This is a genomic window from Rhizomicrobium sp. (assembly GCF_056722145.1).
On record NZ_JBWZET010000031.1, the window covers coordinates 1 to 20,931 of the forward strand.

12 protein-coding genes and 1 pseudogene are annotated in these 20,931 nt (G+C 64.9%); 4 read left to right on the plus strand and 9 right to left on the minus strand.

Translation table 11 applies throughout. The features are described 5' to 3' along the window. Positions 1 to 617, minus strand: a pseudogene (locus AC1P6P_RS01585) (pyruvate:ferredoxin (flavodoxin) oxidoreductase); the annotation flags it as partial. A gap of 129 nt (positions 618 to 746) precedes the next feature. After that, a complete protein-coding gene (hrpB, locus tag AC1P6P_RS01590; RefSeq protein ID WP_481400680.1) occupies positions 747 to 3,137 on the minus strand; it encodes an ATP-dependent helicase HrpB in 2,391 nt (796 codons plus the stop codon). A 1,077-nt stretch (positions 3,138 to 4,214) separates the two neighbouring features. Here hrpB and AC1P6P_RS01595 point away from each other — a divergent pair. Next, positions 4,215 to 6,395 (plus strand): beta-glucosidase, encoded by a 2,181-nt coding sequence (locus AC1P6P_RS01595; protein ID WP_481400681.1) that lies wholly within the window; start codon positions 4,215 to 4,217, stop codon positions 6,393 to 6,395. On the opposite strand, the gene AC1P6P_RS01600 is transcribed toward AC1P6P_RS01595, so the two are convergent. Continuing rightward, positions 6,361 to 7,401 (minus strand): LacI family DNA-binding transcriptional regulator, encoded by a 1,041-nt coding sequence (locus AC1P6P_RS01600; RefSeq protein WP_481400682.1) that lies wholly within the window; start codon positions 7,399 to 7,401, stop codon positions 6,361 to 6,363. The genes AC1P6P_RS01595 and AC1P6P_RS01600 overlap by 35 nt on opposite strands. A 290-nt stretch (positions 7,402 to 7,691) precedes the next feature. On the opposite strand from AC1P6P_RS01600, the gene AC1P6P_RS01605 reads away from it, so the two are divergent. Then, the gene (locus tag AC1P6P_RS01605) at positions 7,692 to 8,096 is read left to right on the plus strand and encodes a DUF2231 domain-containing protein (RefSeq protein WP_481400697.1); all 405 of its coding nucleotides are present in this window, start codon (positions 7,692 to 7,694) and stop codon (positions 8,094 to 8,096) included. Beyond that, complete coding sequence (locus AC1P6P_RS01610; protein WP_481400683.1) at positions 8,093 to 9,382, plus strand: PQQ-dependent sugar dehydrogenase; 1,290 nt, start codon at positions 8,093 to 8,095, stop codon at positions 9,380 to 9,382. The genes AC1P6P_RS01605 and AC1P6P_RS01610 overlap by 4 nt, the downstream gene beginning before the upstream one ends. Here AC1P6P_RS01610 and AC1P6P_RS01615 read toward each other — a convergent pair. Together AC1P6P_RS01615 and AC1P6P_RS01620 are read right to left on the minus strand one after the other, a co-directional pair. Further along, positions 9,369 to 10,286 carry a DUF4861 family protein gene (locus tag AC1P6P_RS01615; protein ID WP_481400684.1) on the minus strand — a complete coding sequence of 306 codons (918 nt, stop codon included), beginning with the start codon at positions 10,284 to 10,286 and terminating at the stop codon, positions 9,369 to 9,371. The genes AC1P6P_RS01610 and AC1P6P_RS01615 overlap by 14 nt on opposite strands. Before the next feature lie 65 nt (positions 10,287 to 10,351). Then, positions 10,352 to 11,248: a manganese catalase family protein gene (locus AC1P6P_RS01620; protein ID WP_481400685.1), complete on the minus strand. Its 897-nt coding sequence runs from the start codon at positions 11,246 to 11,248 to the stop codon at positions 10,352 to 10,354. Positions 11,249 to 11,549: 301 nt separating this feature from the next. Here AC1P6P_RS01620 and AC1P6P_RS01625 point away from each other — a divergent pair, with 301 nt between their 5' ends. Then, positions 11,550 to 14,063, plus strand: a complete 2,514-nt coding sequence (locus AC1P6P_RS01625) for a carbohydrate binding domain-containing protein (protein WP_481400686.1) — start codon at positions 11,550 to 11,552, stop codon at positions 14,061 to 14,063. Here the strand turns inward: AC1P6P_RS01625 and AC1P6P_RS01630 are convergent. The 4 genes from AC1P6P_RS01630 to AC1P6P_RS01645 all read right to left on the minus strand — a co-directional run bounded on the left by AC1P6P_RS01630 (position 14,056) and on the right by AC1P6P_RS01645 (position 20,802). Next, complete coding sequence (locus AC1P6P_RS01630; protein ID WP_481400687.1) at positions 14,056 to 14,325, minus strand: hypothetical protein; 270 nt, start codon at positions 14,323 to 14,325, stop codon at positions 14,056 to 14,058. The genes AC1P6P_RS01625 and AC1P6P_RS01630 overlap by 8 nt on opposite strands. Beyond that, positions 14,325 to 14,960: a hypothetical protein gene (locus AC1P6P_RS01635; RefSeq protein ID WP_481400688.1), complete on the minus strand. Its 636-nt coding sequence runs from the start codon at positions 14,958 to 14,960 to the stop codon at positions 14,325 to 14,327. Before AC1P6P_RS01635 ends, AC1P6P_RS01630 begins: the two co-directional genes overlap by 1 nt. 247 nt (positions 14,961 to 15,207) lie before the next feature. Beyond that, the gene (locus AC1P6P_RS01640; RefSeq protein ID WP_481400689.1) at positions 15,208 to 17,457 is read right to left on the minus strand and encodes an autotransporter family protein; all 2,250 of its coding nucleotides are present in this window, start codon (positions 17,455 to 17,457) and stop codon (positions 15,208 to 15,210) included. Positions 17,458 to 17,517: 60 nt separating this feature from the next. Then, positions 17,518 to 20,802 (minus strand): TonB-dependent receptor, encoded by a 3,285-nt coding sequence (locus tag AC1P6P_RS01645; RefSeq protein WP_481400690.1) that lies wholly within the window; start codon positions 20,800 to 20,802, stop codon positions 17,518 to 17,520. Positions 20,803 to 20,931: the final 129 nt, after the last annotated feature.

The window sequence follows — 20,931 nt, forward strand, 5'->3', positions numbered from 1 at the left end:
GGGCTGAGCGCGCGCCGGCGCAGCGCCGTGATCTCGCTTTCGTCCAGCATCGCGCGCAGATCGTCGTCCGCCAGCGGCGCAATCTTGGCGACTTCGTGCGAGGTGCGGAATCCGTCGAAGAAATGCACGAACGGCACCCGCGCCTTCAGGCTGGCGGCTTGCGCGATGGCGGCGAAATCCTGCGCCTCCTGCACATTGGCCGAGGCGAGCATGGCGAATCCGGTCTGGCGCACCGCCATGACGTCGGAATGATCGCCGAAACTCGACAGCGCGTGGGTGGCGATGGTCCGCGCCGTCACATGCATCACGAACGGCGTCAGCTCGCCCGCGATCTTGTACATGTTGGGGATCATCAGCAGCAGGCCCTGCGACGCGGTGAAGGTCGTCGCCAGCGCGCCCGCCTGCAGCGCTCCGTGCACCGCGCCCGCCGCGCCGCCTTCGGACTGCATTTCCACCACGTCCGGCACCCGCCCCCACAGATTGGTGCGGCCCTCGCACATCCACTGATCGGCCAGCTCGCCCATGGTGGAAGACGGCGTGATCGGGTAGATCGCCGCCAGCTCGTTCATCCGGTAGGCGACCGAGGCGCAGGCCTCGTTGCCGTCAACGGTGATCATCTGGCTCATGGCGGCTCCGACGGGAAAAAGACCCTCCCGGTGTAGGCGCCGCGCGCCGCCGGGACAAAGCGACAAAAAGCGCGGCCGCAACCCGCCGCAATCCGGAAAACCCTTTCTTATTCAAGGGCTTTACCCAACGAGCGGGTTCTCGGGCCAATTGTGCTTGGGATAGCGCCCACGCATGTCGCGCCGGGCATCGGCCCAGGCGCCCTTCCAGAAACCGGCGATATCGGCGGTCAGCGCGATCGGCCGTCCCGCCGGAGAGAGCAGCGCCAGCCGGAGCGGCACCCGTCCACCGGCGAGTTTGGGCGTTTCGGCGAGGCCATAGAAATGCTGCGCCCGCGCGGCGGCAATTGGCACCGGCTCGGTGTAATCGACCGCCGCCCGCCGCCCGCCAGGTAGCGCCAGATGGGTCGGCAACTCCTTGTCGAGCCGGGATTTCAGCGTCCAATCGAGCCGCTCCAGCAGCAGCGCGCCAAGATCGAGGGAGGCGACCTCGCCCAGCCGCGTGCGGCCATAAAGATGTGGTCCCAGCCAGTCGCCGAGGCTCGCGATCAGGCTGGCATCGTCCGAGGCCGGCCACAGGTCGGGCTCGAGTCCATGCATCAGGGTCAGCCGCGCCTGCAGATTGCGGGCGCCGTCGGTCCACAGCAGGCGGGACGGATCGCTCTTCACCGCCTCCAGCAACGCCGCCGCCGCCTCGGCCGCATCCGGCGGGGCGATGCGCTCTTCCAGCACCAGCACGCCGAGGCATTTGCGCCGCCGCGCCGAGACGCTGCCGGTGACCGGATCGAGGCTGGTTTCCACCGTCTCGGTGATCCGCGCCGCCGGTATGTCGGCGAGATCGAGCGGCGCCGCCATCGTAATGCGCGGCGAGGTTTTTATCTCCAGCGCCGCCACCGCCAGAAGGCCCGCTTTGGCGAGCGGATCGGTCACGGCGAGCCGCGCCCCGCCACCGCCCGAAAGCCGGAAGCTGCCAGGCTCGCCGCGGCGCTGCGCGATCCGGTCGGGAAACGCCGCGGCGATGAGGGGTGCCGGATTGCCGCTCGCCGCCCGCGTCGCGCCGATCCCAAGCCGCGTGCGATATTGCTTGGCGGCTTGGCGGATGCCGTGGATTGCGTTGCGGTCGGCGCGCGACGGCGCCTCTTCGATCGCGTCGAGCCGCGCCAGGATATCGGCCGGCGTCTCGAGCCCCGACCCGAGCGGATCGCGCGCTTCCAGCAACGCCGCGATATCGCAGGCGCGCGCCGCCGCCGCGCCACCCTTCGCCGCCAGCATCATCGCCGACAATCGCGGATGCGCGCCCAGCATATTCATCCGCTTGCCGAGCGGCGTGATGCCGCCCGCGTCGAGCGCGCCGAGGTCCGTCAGCAGCGCCCGCGCCGTCGCGATGGCGCCGTCCGGCGGCGGATCGAGAAACGCGAGCTTGTCCGGCGGCGTCCCCCAGGCGGCGCATTCGAGCACCAGCCCGGAAAGCTCCGCATCGAGAATTTCCGGCCGGTCATAGGGGCGAAGGCCGCGCTGCAGCGCCGTGCTCCACAGCCGGATGGCGATACCCGGCGCCTCGCGGCCGGCGCGGCCCGCGCGCTGATCGGCCACCGCCCGACTGACGCGCTCGGTCGCGAGCCTGGTCAGCCCGCTGGCCGCATCGAAGCGCGGCGCGCGCCGGTAGCCGCCGTCGATCACGATCCGCACCCCCGGCACCGTCAGCGAGGTTTCGGCGATGGCGGTTGCCAGCACCACGCGCCGCCCCTCGGCCGGTCGAAGCGCCAGATCCTGCGCCGCCGGCGGCAGATCGCCATGCAACGGCAGCACCGTCGCCGCGATGCCGGCGAGCGCCGTTTCGGTACGGCGGATTTCGCCCATCCCCGGCAGGAAAGCGAGGATATCGCCCGACGCCTCAGCCAGCGCGGCGCGAATGGCGCGCGCCATCGCTTCGGGCAGATCGCGCAAATTTTGCAGATCGCGCGCCGCGTGACGCACTTCCACCGGATGCATCCGTCCCGCGCTTTCCACCACGGTCGCATTCATCATCGCCGACAGCCGCGCGCCATCGAGCGTTGCCGACATCGCCAGCAGCCGAAGATCGGGCCGCAGCATCGCCTGGGCATCGAGGCACAACGCCAGCGCCAGATCGGCATCGAGCGAGCGCTCGTGAATTTCATCGAGAATAACGGTGGCAACGCCGTCGAGACCCGGATCGCCGGCAAGGCGGCGGAGGAACAGGCCGGTCGTCACCACTTCAATGCGGGTCTTCGGCGATACTGCGCTTTCGAGCCGGGTGCGGAAGCCGACCGTCTGGCCCACGGTCTCGCCGATCAGACTGGCCATGCGGCTCGCCGCTGCCCGCGTCGCCAAGCGCCTGGGTTCGAGCATCACGATCCGCCCCGGATCGAGCAGCGCCAGCGGCACCACCGTCGTCTTGCCCGCCCCCGGCGGCGCCACCAGCACGACATTCCCGCGCAACGCCGCGATCAGGCGCGACAGACATTCTGTTATCGGCAGATCGGGAAGCGGCATGATCCAGTACTAGAACGCGCCTCCGCACCGCACAATCCCGCGCCCAGTACAGCCCCGCGGGCACCACGCTTACTGCCCCCGCAGGCACCACGCTCACTGCCCCCGCAGGCACCACCCTCACTGCCCCCGCGGGCGAAAATTTCCATCCGCTCGCACTCGGACCGTGGGGGAAGTGGCGCGCAGCGCCGAAGGGGGCTCGCCCTGCACAGCCGTCGCCTCAACGATCAGCTTGGCGCTCGCACGCGCAAAATCCGCCCCACCGCAACAGGCCATGCAGGGCCCCCTTCGTCATCCTTCGCCTTCGGCTTCGGATGCCACTTCCCCCACTTCGCGTTTCCGACGTGCGCCGCACGACGGAACCGCTCGCGGGGGCAGTAAACATGCCCGCTACTGCCCCCGCGGGCACCACACCTACTCCCCCGCGGGCACCGCGCTTACTGCCCCGGGTGGCACCGCGCTTACTGCCCCCGCGGGCGCAAGTTTCCATCCGCTCGCACTCGGACCGTGGGGGAAGTGGCGCGCAGCGCCAAAGGGGGCTCGCTCGGCACAGCTGCCCAGCGCCGGACCTTCACCGCTCCATCGCCAACGGCTCCGTCCCCTTATCCAGCAGCGCCAGACATTTTGAGCAGGCGATAGTTGATCGCAACCGCCTCTCACTCCGAGCAGTGTCAGGTTTGCCGCATCCCCCTTGACTGTTCGTTGTGTGTTCCCCACAATTGTTGCCTGTTTGGCACAGGAGGCACATCGGCAAAACCAGCGGCTGGGGATTTCTCGCGAAAATCCTGATCCGCGAGCGCAACACATAGCTGATCCGGGCGCGTGAAAGCCGCTCGGACGGGACTGGCGCCCTACCGGCGTGTCCCGCCTCGTGCGGATCAGAGATGGCAGACTGTGACCGTGCATTCGCCGCTTGAGTGCGGTGCTCGCCGGCGCCCTAACCATCGGGGGAAACCCCACACGAAGCGGAGCGGCGTCTCCGCTTTCGTCGCATTAAGAAGGCCGGCGATTGACAGCTCTGCCGGCAATAAAATACCACCGGATGGAAACGCTTCCAAAGCACCTTCTTAAAGAGGCCTCATGCCGCTTCGAACACCCGCCGCCCTCGTCTTGAGCACCTTGCTGCTGGCAGCGCCCGCTGCTGCCGCCCATGCCTGGGACAACACCACGCTCAGCCCCGATGCGCGCGCCAAGCTGGCCCTCAAGGCGATGACCGAGGACGAGAAGCTCACGCTGGTGTTCGGTTATTTCGGCTCGATGATGCCGGACAAGAACTTCACGCCGCCGTCCGCGGCCCGCATGGGTTCGGCCGGATACGTGCCCGGCATTGCGCGCCTCGGCATCCCGGCGCAGTGGATCAGCGATGCCGGCCTCGGCGTCGCCACCCAGCGCGAATCCGCCGACAGCTATCGCGGGCGTACCGCCCTTCCCGCCGGCATCGCCCTGGCCGCGACCTTCAATCCCGATATCGCGCGGACGGGTGGCGCCATGATCGGCGGCGAAGCGCGCGCTACGGGCTTCAACGTGCTGCTCGGTGGCGGCGTCGATCTGCTGCGCGAGCCCCGCACCGGGCGCAATTTCGAATATGCCGGCGAGGACCCGCTGCTGGCCGGCGTGATGGTTGGCGCTACCGTGCAGGGCATCCAGAGCCAGGGCGTGATTTCCACGGTCAAGCATTTCGCGCTCAACGATCAGGAGACCGGCCGCCATGCCTATTCGGTCGAGATCGATCACGGCGCGGCGCGGATGTCGGATTTCCTCGCCTTCGAATTCGCCCTCGAACGCGGCAAGCCCGGTTCGGTGATGTGCTCCTACAACAAGGTGGATGGCGTCTATGCCTGCGAAAGCGCGTATCTGCTCAATCAGGTGCTGAAGCGCGACTTCGCATATCCGGGTTACGTGATGAGCGACTGGGGCGCGGTCTATTCCACCGAGCGTGCCGCCAATGCCGGGCTGGACCAGCAATCCGGGAGCATATTCGATGCCCAGCCGTGGTTCGGCAAACCGCTGAAGGCGGCAATCAGCCGGCACAAGGTCAACCAGGCCCGGCTCGACGACATGGTGCGGCGCATCCTGCGGTCGATGTTCGACGTCGGGGTCTATGACCGGCCGATCACCGACGCGCGGATCGATCTCGACGCCAACCGCAAAGTCGCCCAGGCCGCCGCCGAAGAAGCCATTGTGCTGCTCAAGAACCGCGGCAACGTGCTGCCGATCGCGCGCACGGCCAAGCGGATTTTGATCATCGGCGGTCATGCCGATCGCGGCGTGATCTCGGGCGGCGGCTCGTCCACCGTGTTCCCGGCCGGCGGCAATGCCGTGCCTGGGCTCGGCCCGAACGGGTTTCCCGGTCCGATCGTGTACCTGCCCTCGTCGCCGATGGCGGCGCTGATGGCGGCCTTGCCGCAGACGCCGTTCAAGTATCTTGATGGCTCCGATCCGGCTGCCGCGGCCCGGGAAGCGGCCAGGAGCGACGTGGTGCTGGTGTTTGCGACCCAGTGGTCGGCGGAAGACATCGACCACGGCATGAATCTCGACGGTGATCAGGACACCCTCATCCGCACCGTCGCCGCCGCCAATCCGAACACGATCGTGGTGGTGGAAAGCGGCAATCCGGTGCTGATGCCGTGGGCCGATCAGGTCGCGGGCATCGTCGAAGCATGGTTCCCCGGTTCCGGCGGTGGCGAGGCCATCGCGCGCGTGCTGCTCGGCGACGTCGATGCCGCGGGACGGCTGCCGGCGACCTTCCCGGCAAGTGTCGATCAATTGCCGCAGCCCAAGCTGCCCGGTTCCGATCTTCCCGGCGGCACGTCGTTCGTGGTGCGATATCGCGAAGGCGCGGCGGTCGGCTACAAATGGTTCGACAAGCAGAACTTGAAGCCGCTGTTCGCCTTCGGTTACGGCCTGTCCTACACCAGCTTCGCCTATAGCAATCTGCAAGCCGATGTCGTCAACGGCAAGCTGGTGGCGCGCTTCACGGTGACGAATACCGGCGCGCGCGCCGGCAAGGATACGCCGCAGCTCTACGTCTCGCCCAAGGCCGGCGGCTGGGAAGCACCCAAACGCCTCGCCGGCTGGTCGAAGGTCAGCTTGCAGCCGGGCGCATCCACCACCGTCTCACTGACCGTCGATCCGCGCCTGTTGTCGATCCACGACGGCACCGCGTGGAAGCTGTCCGATGGTCCGTTCGTGGTCTCGCTGGGAGCCTCGTCGGCCGACTTGAAGGCTAGTGTCGCGGTGAGCGGGGCGCTTTCGCACTAGGTTTGAGCCGCGCGACCGAGCCTCGCCAGATCACTTGCGGGGGAAGGTCGCGCGCCACCGCAACGCCATCGCCGTAGCACAGATTGAGCAGGTGCCCGAGCGCGTTGTGGACGATCTCTTGCCACGGGATCAATACCGTCGTCAGCGCCGGCACCGTGAACGCGGCCAGATCGATGCCGTCGTAGCCCATCACCGACAGGTCGTGCGGCACCGAGACGCCCATCTGCTGCAGACACGCCAGCGCCCCCATGGCGGATTCGTCGTTGGCGCAGAACAGCGCGGTATAATCGCGCCCGCGTTCGAGCAATGTCTTGACGCCGTTGGCACCGGCCGTCGGCGAGAAGTCGCCGTGGACCCGCGGAATGGCACCGACGTCGATGCCATGCGCCGCCAGGGCATCATAAAAGCCTTTCATGCGGGCGACGTTGTCGGGCGAGGTCTCAGGCCCTTCGATCACGGCGATGTCGCGATGACCCGCCTCGTAAAGCGTTTCGGCAGCCAGCGCGCCGGCCGATTTGTGATCGGGACAGAAACAGTGATGCTGGAACCCGGCCATGGTGCGGTTGAGCACGACGGACTTGGGCTGCAGCGCCAGCAGTTTTTCGAAATCCTTGGGCTTGAGGCGCGTACCCATCACCATCAGTCCGTCGCAGCCGCGGTCGGTGAGGAACTCGGCGCCGCTCAATGCATCCTGTCGCTCGCTTTCCATCGTCTGGCCGAAATCGACCACCATGTGGCGGCCGGTGGCCCTCAGCGCCGTGTAGATGGCGTGCAGCAGAGGCGTGTAAAACGAGCCCTGAATCAGCGGCACGAACACGCCGATGGTCTGCGACTGGCCTTTTTGCAGCACGCGGGCGGCGTGGCTGGGGCGGAAATTCAGTTCGTCGACCGCCTTCTGGACGCGCGCTGCCGCTTTGGCCGAGATCGGCCCGTTACCGGCAATGGCGCGTGACGCCGTGCCGATGCCCACACCTGCCCGCTTTGCGACATCCTTGATGGTCGCCATTCCGGTCCGCCTTTCCGCGCCCGCGTAAAAACAAGCGGACTTCTAACGCGCTTCGGCGGCGACCCCAACCGTTATATATGCGAAGGGACGGCCCCCCGACCGCACCACAGATGAACGGAATCGATCGGCAGCAAGTTCGGAACCACAGCGCCGCGTGCGGCGTTTGTCCAACGCAGTCCGGACTCGCGCCCATGTTCCCCGAAACCTCTTCCAAGCCGGAAATCCACCGTGTCGTTGCGCCGGGTTTCGCCCACTCGACGGCGCGTATCGCCGGACATCCGATCCACCCGATGCTGGTGCCGTTTCCGATCGTGTGCTTCGTCTTCACGCTGGTGACCGACATCGTCTACGTCGCCACTGGCCAGCCGACGTGGTCGACAATGTCGTCGTGGCTGCTGACGGCAGGACTGATCCTGTCGATCTTCGTGGTGATCGCGGGCGTTATCGACTTTTTCGGCGACCGCCGCATCCGCGCGCTGCGCCACGCCTGGATTCACGGCATCGGCAACGCCATCGCGCTGGTCCTGTCGATCTGGAACGCCTTCGTTCACTCGCGTGACGGCTACACCGCGGTATGGCCGACCGGGTTGATACTGTCGGCGCTGGTGGTCGCGATCCTTCTTATCACCGGCTGGAACGGCTGGGCGATGGTCTATCGCCACGGCGTCGCGATCGCACCGAAGGACCTGCCATGAAGGGCGCGATGCTGTTGAGCGTGGCTGCGCTGTTGCTGGCTTCCTGCGGGCCGGAACCGATCAATCCAAAACGCCAGATCGGACCCCATCCCGATCTGCCGCCGCTGCATCAATACCTGATGCCGCCGATGAAGGTTGCTGCACGCGCTCCTTGGGGCGACGGCAAGCCGGACGTTGCGGCGGGATTGAAGGTCGAAGCACTGGGCAAGGATTTCGCCAACCCGCGCTCGCTCTATGTGCTGCCCAACGGCGACGTGCTGGTGGTGGAGTCCGATGGGCCGAAGGAGCCGATCACCCGGCCGAAGCAACTGGTGATGAACTGGGTGGAAGCGCGCGCCCACTCCGCCAATAAGGCGGGCAACCGCATTCTTTTACTGCGCGACACCAACGGCGACGGCAAGCCCGACCTCAGGACGGTCTTCATCGATCACCTGTTCCACCCGTTCGGCGTCGTGCTGGTTGGCAACGATCTGTACGTGGCAAATACCGATGCGGTGATGCGCTTTCCCTATCAGACCGGCGAAACCCATATTGCCGCTCCCGGCGTCAAGCTGACCGATCTGCCGGGCGGGCCGATCGACCATCACTGGACCAAATCGCTGACCGCCAGCCCCGACGGCAGCAAGCTTTATGCCGGCGTCGGTTCGAATTCCAACATCACCGAGAACGGGCTGCAGGCCGAATACGAGCGCGCCGCGATCTGGGAAATCGACCGGGCCAGCGGCGCGCACCGGCTTTATGCCACCGGCACCCGCAATCCCAACGGGCTGCAATTCGAGCCGACCACGCATGTTCTGTGGGCGGTGGTCAACGAGCGCGATGAACTCGGTCCCGATCTGGTGCCGGATTATTTCACCTCGATCAAGGACGGCGGCTTCTATGGCTGGCCGTGGAGCTATTGGGGCGGGCATGTCGACCCGCGCGTTCACCCCCAGCGCCCCGACATGGTGGCGAAGGCGACCGTGCCCGATTACGGACTGTCGTCGCATGTCGCGCCACTCGGCATGGTGTTCAATACCGGCACCGGTTTGCCGCCCCGCTATCGCGGCGGCGCCTTCATCGGCGAACACGGCAGCTGGGACCGCGCCCCCTACAACGGTTACAAGGTCGTGTTCGTGCCCTTCGCCAACGGGCGGCCAAACGGAACGGCGGAAGACGTCGTCACCGGCTTTTTGCGCGGCAACACGGTCTATGGCCGGCCGGTCGGGCTGGCGATCGACAAAACCGGCGCGCTTCTTATCGCCGACGATCTCGGCGGCGCGGTATGGCGGGTCAGTGGGCGGTAAAATCCGGCTTCTGGGCGGCGACGTAGGTTTCCCATTCGGTGCGGCTGTGGAAATCGAGGCCTTTGTCCCAGCAGCCGCCGCTGTAATAGACGAACGGCTTTCCCGGCATGACTTTCACCAGCACCAGGAAATTATCCGCGTCCTGAACAAACCCGACCACCGCGGCGGGATCGACCATCAGCGCCAGCCCCATGCTGCCATTTTGGGGATCGGCCTTCTCCCACACCGTCAGCCTGCCCGTCGCCGCATCCCATTTGAAATCGGCGGTGGCGTCTGAAGTGGCGTGCTTGTTGATGCCGATGCCGACCGTCAACGGCGATGCATCCTCGGACGACAGCGTCGACACCTGACGGGTGAAATTGGTGCCGAGCGGCAGCGCCAGTTCGCGATGCTCCCACACCTTGCGCACGACATCGACCGGCCACGGCGCATAATCGAGGCTGAAGCGCGCCACCTTGGGGCCGGGATCGAGAATCTTGTAGGTCTTGTAGTTGCGCGACACCCACAGCTTGTTGTCGAACCAGATGCCGAGCCCGCCATCGCCACGCGCGGTGCCGACATTGTAGTAATCGAGCCCCTCGCCGTGGAATTCGTGCTGGTCGCCGCTGGCAAGCTGGCGCTCCATATACGGATAGCGCACGTTCTTGCCCCAGATGTCGATGCCGGAGCCGGACGGCGGCTCATGCGCCTGCAGCGCCGGGCCGTAGAGCCGATGCGCGACGCGGTCGTTCTCCCACAGGATGTCGTCGTAGCGGTAGGGCGCGTAAACCACGATCGCCGCCGGTTTATCGTGCCCGGCGGCGGGCGGCGGCAGTGCGCCATGGCTGGCCGGCAGCACAACCGGCGCGGCGAACGAGGGGGCAAAGCTCAGCGCCAACAGGAGCGCAAGACGTGTGGGGATCATGGCGGGTTCCGCATCCGAGTCGAAGCGGACGCGATGATACCCCCACACGCCATTTCAAACGATGGCTAGGTCTTGGCGGTTTTGCCGGCGCCCGGCCCGGCCCCGAGATCGGCTCCGGTTATGACATCGCCATCGGTTTCGGACCTAGTGCGCTCGGAAAGCGCCTCCAGCAGATCCTCGTCACTGGCATCGAGATCGACCGAAGCGGAGCCGTCGCCGCCATCCACTGCGAGCTGCTCTTCAAGGTCGTCGATGCGTTCCCACTGCGCGCCGGAATTCCACGGCCCGTCGACGTCGCCGCCGTTCCCCTGCGAGAGGTTGTAGTACTTGTTTGTGAACTTGGGATCGCCCGGCAGCTTGCCCGGGGGAAAATTCGGCTCAATGGCGTAAAGCGCCTTCTCGAACGACTTCTGATGCGCCACTTCGCGGGTCATCAGGAAGGTCAGCGCGTCCTTGATGCCGGGATCGTCGGTGACATTGATCAGCCGCTCGTAGATGATCTTGGCGCGCGCTTCGGCGGCAATGTTCGAGCGCAGATCGCAGGTTGGATCGCCGATCGAGTCGATATAGGCCGAGGTCCACGGCACGGTGCCGGAATGGGTCAGCGCCGGCCCGCCGCCATAAAGCAGCGAAGTGGTGTGGCTGTCGTTGCCCTGCCCTAGCGCCATGTACAGCTCGGCCTCGTCCATCGCGCCTTCCGACAGCTCAGCCTTCACGCCTTTGTTCAGCATGGCGACGATGCTGCCGATGACCTCGAGGTGCGACAGCTCCTCGGTGGCGATGTCAATCAGCATGTCCTTGCGGCCGGGATCGTCCTCAGCCAGGTGCTGGGTGAAATAGCGCATCGCCGCGGCCAGCTCGCCCTGCGGGCCGCCGAACTGCTCCAGCATCAGGTTGGCGAGCGCCGGATTGGTTTCGCCGACGCGCACCGTATACATGAGTTTCTTGTTGTGCATGAACACGAGTGTAGTGCCTTTCGTGAGGGTTGCCGGCCGGTGGCGTGCACCGGTCCATTTCCCAACGCTCCGCACGCCCGCCTGTTTCCTCACTGCGGAAGGCATCTCCTGCAAACATTTGTTGCGCCTCCGGGCTTGGCGTCGCCATTGGTTTGCGACGTACGCGGACTGGTCGTCGCGAGTGCCAAAGGCGCCACCAGCACGTATAAGTTGTTCAGCGCCACCGGCGGCTAGTGCGGCGCAACGGCTCTCACGGCGGCGGGCAAAAAGGCGGTATTGTTCCCTGCTTATTCGGGGAGGATGCCGCATGTCGTTGCGCGCAACGTTGGCAGCAATCGTTTTGTTGGCGGGGTCGGCGACAGCCGGCGATCTCTATCCCTTCCCGATGCCGTGGAACGACACCGGCAGCGGCGGCATCACCGATCTGTCGACTTGGAACGACAAGCCCGCCGGCACCAAAGGCTTCGTCACCGTCGCCAACGGCCATCTGGCGGCCGGCGGCGAGCGCCTGCGCCTGCTCGGCGTCAACATCACCTTCGGGTCGAATGCGCCGAGCCACGCCGATGCCGACATCGCGGCGCGTCGGCTCGCCCGCTTCGGCGTCAATATCGTCCGCCTGCACCATATGGACACCACCGACGCGCCGATCGGCATCTTGCAGCACGACCGCCTCACCCTCGATCCGGACTATCTCGACCGTCTCGACTATTTCGTCGCCGCGCTGAAGCGCCAGGGCATCTATTGCGACCTCAACCTGCATGTCGGGCGCGCTTATCCCGGCGTCGGCGAGGCGTGGCCGGGCGGCGACAGCTATTTCAAGGGCGTCGACAATTTCTACGCCCCGATGATCGCGCTGCAGAAGAATTATGCGCGCGATCTGCTCAATCACCGCAATCCCTACACCGGCAACCGCTACGCCGAAGAGCCGGCCATCGCCATCGTCGAAATCAACAACGAGAACGGCCTGATCTGGGAGTGGCACGCCGGCCATCTCGACGCCATGGGCGAACCGTTCCGCAGCGACCTCACCCGCCAATGGCAGGCATGGCTGAAGGCGCGCTACAGCAACGACGCCGCGCTGAAAGCCGCGTGGGGCGCGCGCGAAGAGCCGCTCGGGACCGAGATGTTCACCACCGGCTGGGACCTGCAGACCATGACGACCGCGAAAGCGAACCTTGGCCTGACACCGTCCGGCCTGAAGCTCGACGTGACCGAAAAAGGCCAGGAAAATTGGCACGTCCAGCTCCATCAGAACAAGCTCGCGTTCACTGCCGAGCGCCCCTACACGCTGACCCTCAAGCTCCGCGCCGATCATCCGATGACCGTTGCGGTGATGGCGATGCAAAGCCATGAACCGTGGAAATGGCTGTGGCAGGACCAGATCAAGGTCGGCACCGCGTGGAAGACGGTCAGCTTCACCTTCGCGCCCAGTTCCGGCGACATCGATGCGCGCCTGACCCTTTCCGGCCTTGGCTTCGAGACCGGGCGGCTTGAGATCGCCGAAGCCAGCCTGAAGCCGGGCGGCACGGCAGGACTGAAGCCCGGCGAAAGCCTGGAGCGCGGTACTGTCGCGATCACCGACTTTTCCACCCGCTTCAACCGCACGCCGGCGGCGCAGCGCGATTGGTTGAGCTTCATGTGGGATGTCGAAAGCCGCTACTGGCGCGACATGGAGCAGTACCTGAAGACCGATCTCGGCGTCCGCCCGCTGATCGTCGGCACCCAGATCAATTTCAGCCCGGCCCCGATCCAGGGCGCGCTCGACGTGGTCGATGGCCACGCCTATTGGCAGCACCCGCAATTCCCCGGCCGCTCCTGGGATGCGGACAACTGGCTGATCAAGAACGTGCCGATGGCCGGCATCGACGGCGGCGGGACCATCGGCGAACTGGCGCTGCGCCGCGTTCCGGGCAAGCCCTTCATCGTCACAGAATACAACACGCCCGCCCCCAACGACTATCAGGCCGAGACCTTGCCGCTGATCGGGGCCTATGGCGCTATGCAGGATTGGGACGCCATCTTCCTGTTCGCGTTCGGCGGCTGGGATTCCAACTGGCACACCGATTTCATCGACGGCTTTTTCGACAGCCGCTCCAATCCGGTGAAAATGGCGAGCATGATCGCGACCGCGGCGATGCTGCGGCGGGGCGATGTAGCGGCGGCCCCGGCGACAACCGCGGCGATGCCCGACCGCGACACCTGGATCGAAACCATGCGCCAAGTCTCGCACATTCCCGGCGGCGACGATTTCGGCGCCTCGAGGGACACCGCACTGGCGCGTTCGGTGGCGGCCAGCGGAGCGAACGGTGCAACACCGGCGCTGCCGGTCCGCAGCGAAACCGGCGAACTCGCCTGGGGCCTCGACGGCATCGGCGGCAAGACGGTGGTGGTCGACACCAAGCGCAGCAAGGCGCTGATTGGCACCCGCCTCGGCCACAGCTACGACGCGCATGGCGTCGGGCTCGAACTGACCGAAGCGCGCCACGACTGGGGCGTGGTCACCGCGACGGTCCTTCAGGGTACGGACTTTTCCTCGCCCGGGCGTATCCTGGTGATGACCCTCGGCCAGGAGGAAAACACCGACCAGCAATGGAACGAGCACAAAACCTCGCTCGGCAAGAACTGGGGCCACGCCCCGGTGCTGGTGGAAGGGCTCGGCGCCCGCATCACCCTGCCGGTTCCGGCGGCGCGCGTGACCGCCTGGGCGCTCGACGAACGCGGCAACCGCAAGGCGCCGGTGGTCGTCAGCGGCACAACCCGCGCGGTGATCGAGCTTTCCGAAGGCTATCGCACGCCGTGGTACGAAATCGAGATCAAGTGAGGGAACGCGACACCTTAATCCGCATCCGCCGCTTGACGAATTTGTCTTGCGCAACGATCGGCACACGCGCCACGACCGGCTTCGCCTCGCCGAGCGGGATGGCGATGAAGAAGCGCGGTCGCGCGCAGTGGGTCGACAGCATCGGCAGGCCGCTCGCATCGGCAACAATACCGTCGAGCAACCCACCGCGTGATGCCGGCCGAAGGCGTTCCGCGACACGGTGTTCGCGGCATGCATTCAGGCCGGGGCCGGTTCCGTCCATCAGATCTTCAAAATCTTGGCGCGCTGGCGCACGTCGGCAAGGCTGAGATCCTTCTTGCGCACGACGTAACAGCAGAACGCATTGACGCTCATCGGCGTCATTGACGGCATCATGCCCGACGAGCCGATCTCGGGACCGCCTGGCCCGGACGGCGCCATCGATGCCATGCCGCCCACGTCCGGCTGTCCCCAGAACGTCGTGGCGTCGGCATTGCCGCGGCCGAGGAAGACGTCGTCGAGCGCGCGCGACGGACGGCCCGGCAAGTCAAGGTCGCCCATCACATAGTTGGACGGCTTTTCTTCCTTTTGGCGCCAGCCGCTGCCCTCGATCTTCACCAGCCGGTCGGGCGCGAAGGCGAGCGTCAGCAGCAGGTACCGCATCGCGCCGGTGGCATGATAGACGGCGCGGGTCTGGGCGATGTCGTTGATCGACGCCGAACCGAAACCGAAAGTGAGCCAGTAGCCCGGCCCTTCCCACAGGGTCAGGAACGCGTTCTTGTTGCAGGGAACTTTGACACCGTCGTTGAAATCGAGATAGGGCGGCTTGCCCTTCACCACCGTCGCATGGGGCAGATCTTCATCGCCCTCGGCCCGGGCTGCACCGATCACCACAAACGCGCCCAGCATGGACGCCATTATCGTACGTCTAGTCTGCATTGGCCAATTCCTCATCACTTGCGCGCCGCCGGGCACGCAAGGGTTCTTTCGATGAAAATGCGGGAGGCCGCCCTTTGGCGGCACGGGCCTGCGCTTTCGCAGGGTTCGCAAAGGGACGGCAACCACAACATCCTGCCGACGACCTTGCCGGAAATCATCGGGGCGGCACCGACTGCCGCCCCGACTTATGCCAGCCTGTTTTCCGCGAGCAAGCCGCGGACAGGGATCAGAAGCGATACTTGGCGTCGAGAGCCAGTTCGCCAGAAGTCTGGAACAGCGAAGCGCGACCGGTTACGCGACCCGAAATTTCCAGGTTGTCGGTGATCTTGCGAGCAACATCGAGACCGACGATCGCAGTGTTCTCGGAGTCGCCGCGCCAGTAGGAGCTCCACGGCAGGCCGTCGGTCGTCGGGAACGTGCCCGTGACCTTCTCACCCAGAGCCGAGAAGTCGTGCTCGATGGCAACCGTGAGGAACACCTTGTTCTTGCTGTCCGGATTCGACCGCAACGGATCGACACGCAGGCCGACATCACCGACGAAGTAGTTGCCGTTGATGGCGTTGTACCGCAGGTTCAACAGCTGAACGCCCGACTCCACCGACTGATCAAGATGCTGGTGGGAGACAATGCCGCGCATGTAAGGCGTGATCAGGCCGCGGAACATCGGCAGGCTCACCTGCATCGAACCACCAAAGGCGTAACCCTTCGGGCTGGTCGCGGCGACGCCGCTGGTCCCGAAATCACGCGCGGAGTCGGCGGCATACGCGTCGTAGTAGACCGCGCCGTCGAGGCGGAAGTACTGAACGTTGGTACCGCCATAGACCGCGATGTGCCCGGTGTCGACCGTGGCCGTGCTGGTGCCCTTGGCCTTGAGGTCGCCAGCCGAGTACGACGCAGCGATACCGAGAACGTGGTTCGCTTCGTCACGATATTCGGCGCCGATCGTCACGCCTTCCGTCGTCGAGTGATAACCGACGGCGTTGCGCGAGACGCTGGAATGCTGACCGAAGCCCTCGATCCAGACGTACTTGTTGCGGCCGATTTGCTGGCCGTTACGCGGCGAATCCTGCGCGATTTGGTCGTACAACGAACCGATGAAGTAGGTGTCGTTGAGGCGGTTGTCGTCCACCAGATGCCCGACGACGATCGGACGCGTGGTGTTCGTGCCTTGTACGACTTCGGTGACGACCTGGTAGCCTGCATTCGAGATCAGCAAGCCCGCGGCCACGGCGTTACCGGCCGTGCTTTCCACCGAAACGTTCGAGAACTTGCCGGTCAGCGTTCCATCAACCTTCAACAGGTTGAAGGTCTGCAGGCCATAGGCGCCCTCGCTGATCGACAGAACCAAGCTGCCGTTGATCGAGGCATTGCCGAGCACATGCAGCTCGCCGGCACCCGACGGGCTCACCTGCATCTTGAGCGTGCTGGTCGCGTCCTGGGAATAGCTTGCGACCGTCAAGGTGCCCGGCGTTCCGACCGTACCGCCCGGAATGACCTTGCCGCCCTGAACCACGAGATTGGCGTCGATCGTGCCGTAACCCATCAGGATCGGGGCGCTGCCCGAGTTACCCTTCATGGTCAGGGTCTGCGCCGTCGGATGACCCGGATCGCCGTACACGGCAGTCGGATGCGCCGCGTCGCCGATCACCAGCGTATTGCCGGGGTTGATCGTCAGCGTACCGAGGAACGGCGTCGCCGCCGTGTTCTGGCCGTTGATGATCAGTTCACCGGCGCCGAGCATCAACGTGCCGGTGCCCTGCAACGAACCGCCCATGACCGCCGGCACGCCGGCCGCCTGGTACATGTTCAGCACCGTATTGTTGCCGAGGATGATGTTGGTGTTCGGACCGAACACCGTCGGTGCCGCCGCCCAGGAAAGACCGAAAGTAGCGGTCACCTGGTTGGGCGAAAGCACCTGCTGGTCGGCCAGGGTGACATTGCCGAGGAACACGTTGGTACCGACGAACTGCTGCGTGGGCGTGCCCCAGCTCTGCGTCGGGCCGGCGTATTGGATAACCACGTCACCATCGGCATGGATGGCGCTTTCGAAGCCGGTACCGCCGACCATGCTGGAATTGGTCTGAACGCCACCGACGATCAGCGTGCCGCCTGCGTCGACCTGAATCTTCGGTGCACCGCCCAGGCACGAACTGCTGTTGTAGGCCAGAGAACCGTTCTGGCAGGGATTCAGCGTCGAAATATTGGCGCTGCCGCCCGGCGACGACAACGTCACCGCCGTATTCTGTCCCACAGCCCAGCTTTGCTGCGCCCAGCTCGCCACGATCTCGGCCTTGGTGCCGCTCGTAACTTCGAACGTCTTATACTGCGAAGCAAAGGCAGTGTTGATGGTGACCGTCTGGAAGCCAGTGGTGGTCTGAAAAGTTTGCGCGCCTGCCGGGCCGCAAACGGCCGCAATCGCCAAAGCGCTCACGGTCGCGCCGAGCAGCGTACGAATGGTGTGAACTTTCGTCTTCATTTTTTCCTCCCAGGCTGCGGCGGCCCGAAGGCCACCGCAACACCCGCGAACTGGTTTTCCTTAGAACTTCACGCGCAGTTGCGACGTGTACCGCGTATCCGCTGTGTACCAGCTGCGGTTTTCCCGATGATCGCCGACGCCCATGTAGAGACGGGCAACGGTCTTCGTCAGGTTCGACGCCTGGAACGTCCACTCGACGTTGTCGGTGAGCGTCAGAGCCAGGTTCGCGTCGAGTGTTCCCATCGGATACTGGAAGACCGGCAGGGAGTAGTGAACCACTTGACCCTGCATGACACCCAGCGACGTCACCGGCTGATTGAGCGCGTAGTTGTACTGGTTCGTGGTCTGGTAGGCCGCCGACGTGACCAGGAAGTCGTCACGCCAGTTGTACGCCAAGCGGATCGACACCGGCTGGCGGTCGTACATCAAGGTTGCATTGACGGTGTTCTTCGACAAACCAACCATCGGCAAGCCCGTAATCAGGTTGCCCTTCATGTCATAGCTGAGGGCGCCCGGCTGCGAGCTCGAGAGGTAGGTGTAGTTGAAGTCGGCACCGAAGCTGTTGAACGGATCCGGCAGGAAATCGGCGTACTTGGTGATGCCGGTTTCGAAGCCGCGCACGATCGCGTTCTGCTTTTCGTTGAGCCAGTCGACGACCGCCGCCGAAACCGTCTGCGGGCAGGCTTCGCCGATGGTCACCGGGGCGGCGCAGCCCATGGTGCCCTGCGAGGTGGTGCCGCCAGTGACGACAGCCGGCAGGACCATGGAAACCGTCGCGCTGCCCTGCGCGATGTAGTTGTGGATCTGCTTGTAGAACGGCGAGAAGTGCACCATGCCGCCGTGATCGAAATAGTACTCGATCGAGCCGTCGAACTGTTCGGCCTTTTCCGGCTTCAGGCTCGGATTGCCCAGGCTGCCGTTGAAGTAGGCCTGGTAGGTACCGACGTAGGAGCCCGACCCCGACCCCTTCGGGTTAAGCTGAGAGAAGCTCGGACGCGAGATGCCCTGCGACGCCGCCAGACGGATCTTGAGGCCCGGGAGTTTCTCGGGCATCGGCAGGATCTGGAGGTTCAAGGACGGCAGCGCGTCAACCTGGCTGTGGCTGCCCGTCATCATCGAGTAGGTCTTGGCAACCGTGAACTGCACCACGTTTGGAACGCTGCCACTCTGGGTGATGCACCCGTTCGTGGTGCGGTTGGCCGCGGTCGTGCAGTCGTCGTAATGGCTGACCGGCTGCAGCGAGATCGGGGTCGTGTAGTACGGGTTGACGAACGCGCCCGACGCCTTGTCCTTGTAGGCGACGACGCGCACGCCGATATTGCCCGTGATCGGCATCCGCCAGCCTTCGTAGGCGAAGTTCACCTGGGCATAGCCCGAAGCAACCGTCTCCTTGAGGCGGGACTGGTCAAGGCTGGTGTAGGAGATCGCGGTCGTCTGATCGCCAGGCGCACCAAGCCCATTGGTATAGGAGTGGATGGTCGAGAAGTTCTGACCGAGCATGTCAAGCGACGGGAAATACGCCTGAGCCGGCAGACCGGCCTTGCCGTTGAACCAAGTGCCGGTATCGACGAGCTGGCTGAACTTGGAATCAGTGTTGCCCGCGGTCTTCACGGCGCTCACCGACGCCACGTTCTTGGAGGCGCAGGTGGCCGACGCGGTGAAGCATTCCTCGACGTTGCCCGAGGCATCGTAGACCGGATTGCCCGATCCATCGATCACGACCCAGGCGCTCTGGTACGACGGCGTCAGGGCTTTCCAGTTGTACGGGGTTTCCCAGTCGTTTTCGGTGCGGTCTGTGACCTTGAAGCCGAACTTCACCGCACGGATGAAGCGGGTGTCGCTGACCTTCCAGCTGCCGTCGGCATAGATCGCGTTTTCCTGGCCGGAGTTGCTGGTGTTGTGGTCCATCGTGCTGTTCCAACCGAAACGGTTCTTGTTGGAAAGGTCGATGTCCGGGAACGACATTACCGGGGCAGTCGAGCTGCCGTACGGGCTGAGGGTCAGGCCGTAGCCCGGCACGAAGGCATAAAGGTCGGCCCAGGTGCCCTTGACGCGGGCGAAGGATTCGACGTGCTGCGCCGCGAACTTGATCGCAACGTTGTCGTTCGGATCCCATTCACCGCCGGTCGCGATATCGGTCGTCTGGTTGACCTGATGGTTCAGGTTCGAGTCGAACTGGTAGGGGATGTTCTGATAGGCCCAGCCGGAATTGACACCGAAATAGCCGACCGCGCCCGGATCCTGATACTGGAACGAGCTGATGCCGTTCGACGACAGCAGGTTGCCGTACTTGTCGAAGGTGTTGGTGCTGTTCGGATCAAGCGCGACGTAGCCCGAAACCGTGTTCGTGATCGAACGCGACAGCGTGTTTTCGTTGTAGCGCGAGCGGAAGAAGGTCGTGAACAGCGACACGCGCTCATTCGGGTTCCACTGGAACGCCGCATAGAGGCCCGAACGCTGACGGTCGTCGTTGCGCTGGGTGTAGTTGATCGCCTGCGGGACATAGACTTCCTGGCAGGTGAAGTGCGCGTCGCCCGAGCAACTGACCGGATTGGGGCTGTCGGACGTGAGATTGTAGCTCGACACGTACGGCAGGTTTTCGGAGGTCGGATAACCCGGCGACCACACCACCGGAACGTACGGGTTCACCTGGACGCCGTCGGCCTTGGTCTTGAGGTCGGAATAGGCGACGTTGACCAGAAGGCCCATCTCGCCGAGCTTGGTCTGCCAGCGATCGCTGATCAGGGCGACGCCGCCGAAGCGCGCCGCGGCCGCATAGTCGGCGTAGTTGCCGCTGATCGATGCGTTCATGGTCAGGCCGTCGAAATCGAACGGCTGGCGGGTACGCAGATTGATCACGCCGCCGAAGCCGCCTTCTGGCAGTGCTGCCGACAGCGACTTGTAGACGTCGACGCCCTGCGCCAGTTCCGGCGGGATGTCTTCCCACGCCAGCGAGCGACCGTTCGCCGAGCTGAACGAGTCACGGCCGTTCAACTGGCTGACGACGCTGTCGAGACCGCGGATCGTGATGCCGGTGCCTTCACCGACGTAGTTTTCGCTGTTGCCGCCCGTCTGGATGCGGGTGATATTCACGCCCGGAACGCGCTGCAGCACTTCCGTCACGCTGTTGTCCGGCAGCTTGCCGACGTCTTCCGCCGACACGCTGTCGATGATTTCTTCGGCCTTCGCCTTCAGCTGAATGGCGGATTCGATAGCCGCCCGCTGACCGGTGACGACGACCGTTTCCAGCTGTTGCTCCGATTGCGCGTTTGCCGGCCCCCCATACAACGCGCCACTGACGAGCAATGCCAGTACCGAGACTGCCGTCTTCTGTTCTTTCAACATACCTTCCCGCTCCTCATAACCTTTTGGTTCCGCCGGCGAGATCGTAACGATCCCGTCCGACAAGTGACTGACCACTAGGCCAGTCCCTTTGAGCATCTGGTTGAGAGCGGCAACGACGTCGAAGGAGCC

Excerpts from the sequence above, each read along its gene's own strand:
- AC1P6P_RS01605 (WP_481400697.1), top strand. The coding sequence starts at position 7,692 with ATGCTGGTGCCGTTTCCGATCGTGTGCTTCGTCTTCACGCTGGTGACC.
- AC1P6P_RS01615 (WP_481400684.1), bottom strand. The coding sequence starts at position 10,286 with ATGATCCCCACACGTCTTGCGCTCCTGTTGGCGCTGAGCTTTGCCCCC.
- AC1P6P_RS01625 (WP_481400686.1), top strand. The coding sequence starts at position 11,550 with ATGTCGTTGCGCGCAACGTTGGCAGCAATCGTTTTGTTGGCGGGGTCG.
- AC1P6P_RS01630 (WP_481400687.1), bottom strand. The coding sequence starts at position 14,325 with ATGGACGGAACCGGCCCCGGCCTGAATGCATGCCGCGAACACCGTGTC.
- AC1P6P_RS01610 (WP_481400683.1), top strand. The coding sequence starts at position 8,093 with ATGAAGGGCGCGATGCTGTTGAGCGTGGCTGCGCTGTTGCTGGCTTCC.
- AC1P6P_RS01645 (WP_481400690.1), bottom strand. The coding sequence starts at position 20,802 with ATGTTGAAAGAACAGAAGACGGCAGTCTCGGTACTGGCATTGCTCGTC.
- AC1P6P_RS01640 (WP_481400689.1), bottom strand. The coding sequence starts at position 17,457 with ATGAAGACGAAAGTTCACACCATTCGTACGCTGCTCGGCGCGACCGTG.
- AC1P6P_RS01595 (WP_481400681.1), top strand. The coding sequence starts at position 4,215 with ATGCCGCTTCGAACACCCGCCGCCCTCGTCTTGAGCACCTTGCTGCTG.
- AC1P6P_RS01635 (WP_481400688.1), bottom strand. The coding sequence starts at position 14,960 with ATGGCGTCCATGCTGGGCGCGTTTGTGGTGATCGGTGCAGCCCGGGCC.
- hrpB (WP_481400680.1), bottom strand. The coding sequence starts at position 3,137 with ATGCCGCTTCCCGATCTGCCGATAACAGAATGTCTGTCGCGCCTGATC.
- AC1P6P_RS01600 (WP_481400682.1), bottom strand. The coding sequence starts at position 7,401 with ATGGCGACCATCAAGGATGTCGCAAAGCGGGCAGGTGTGGGCATCGGC.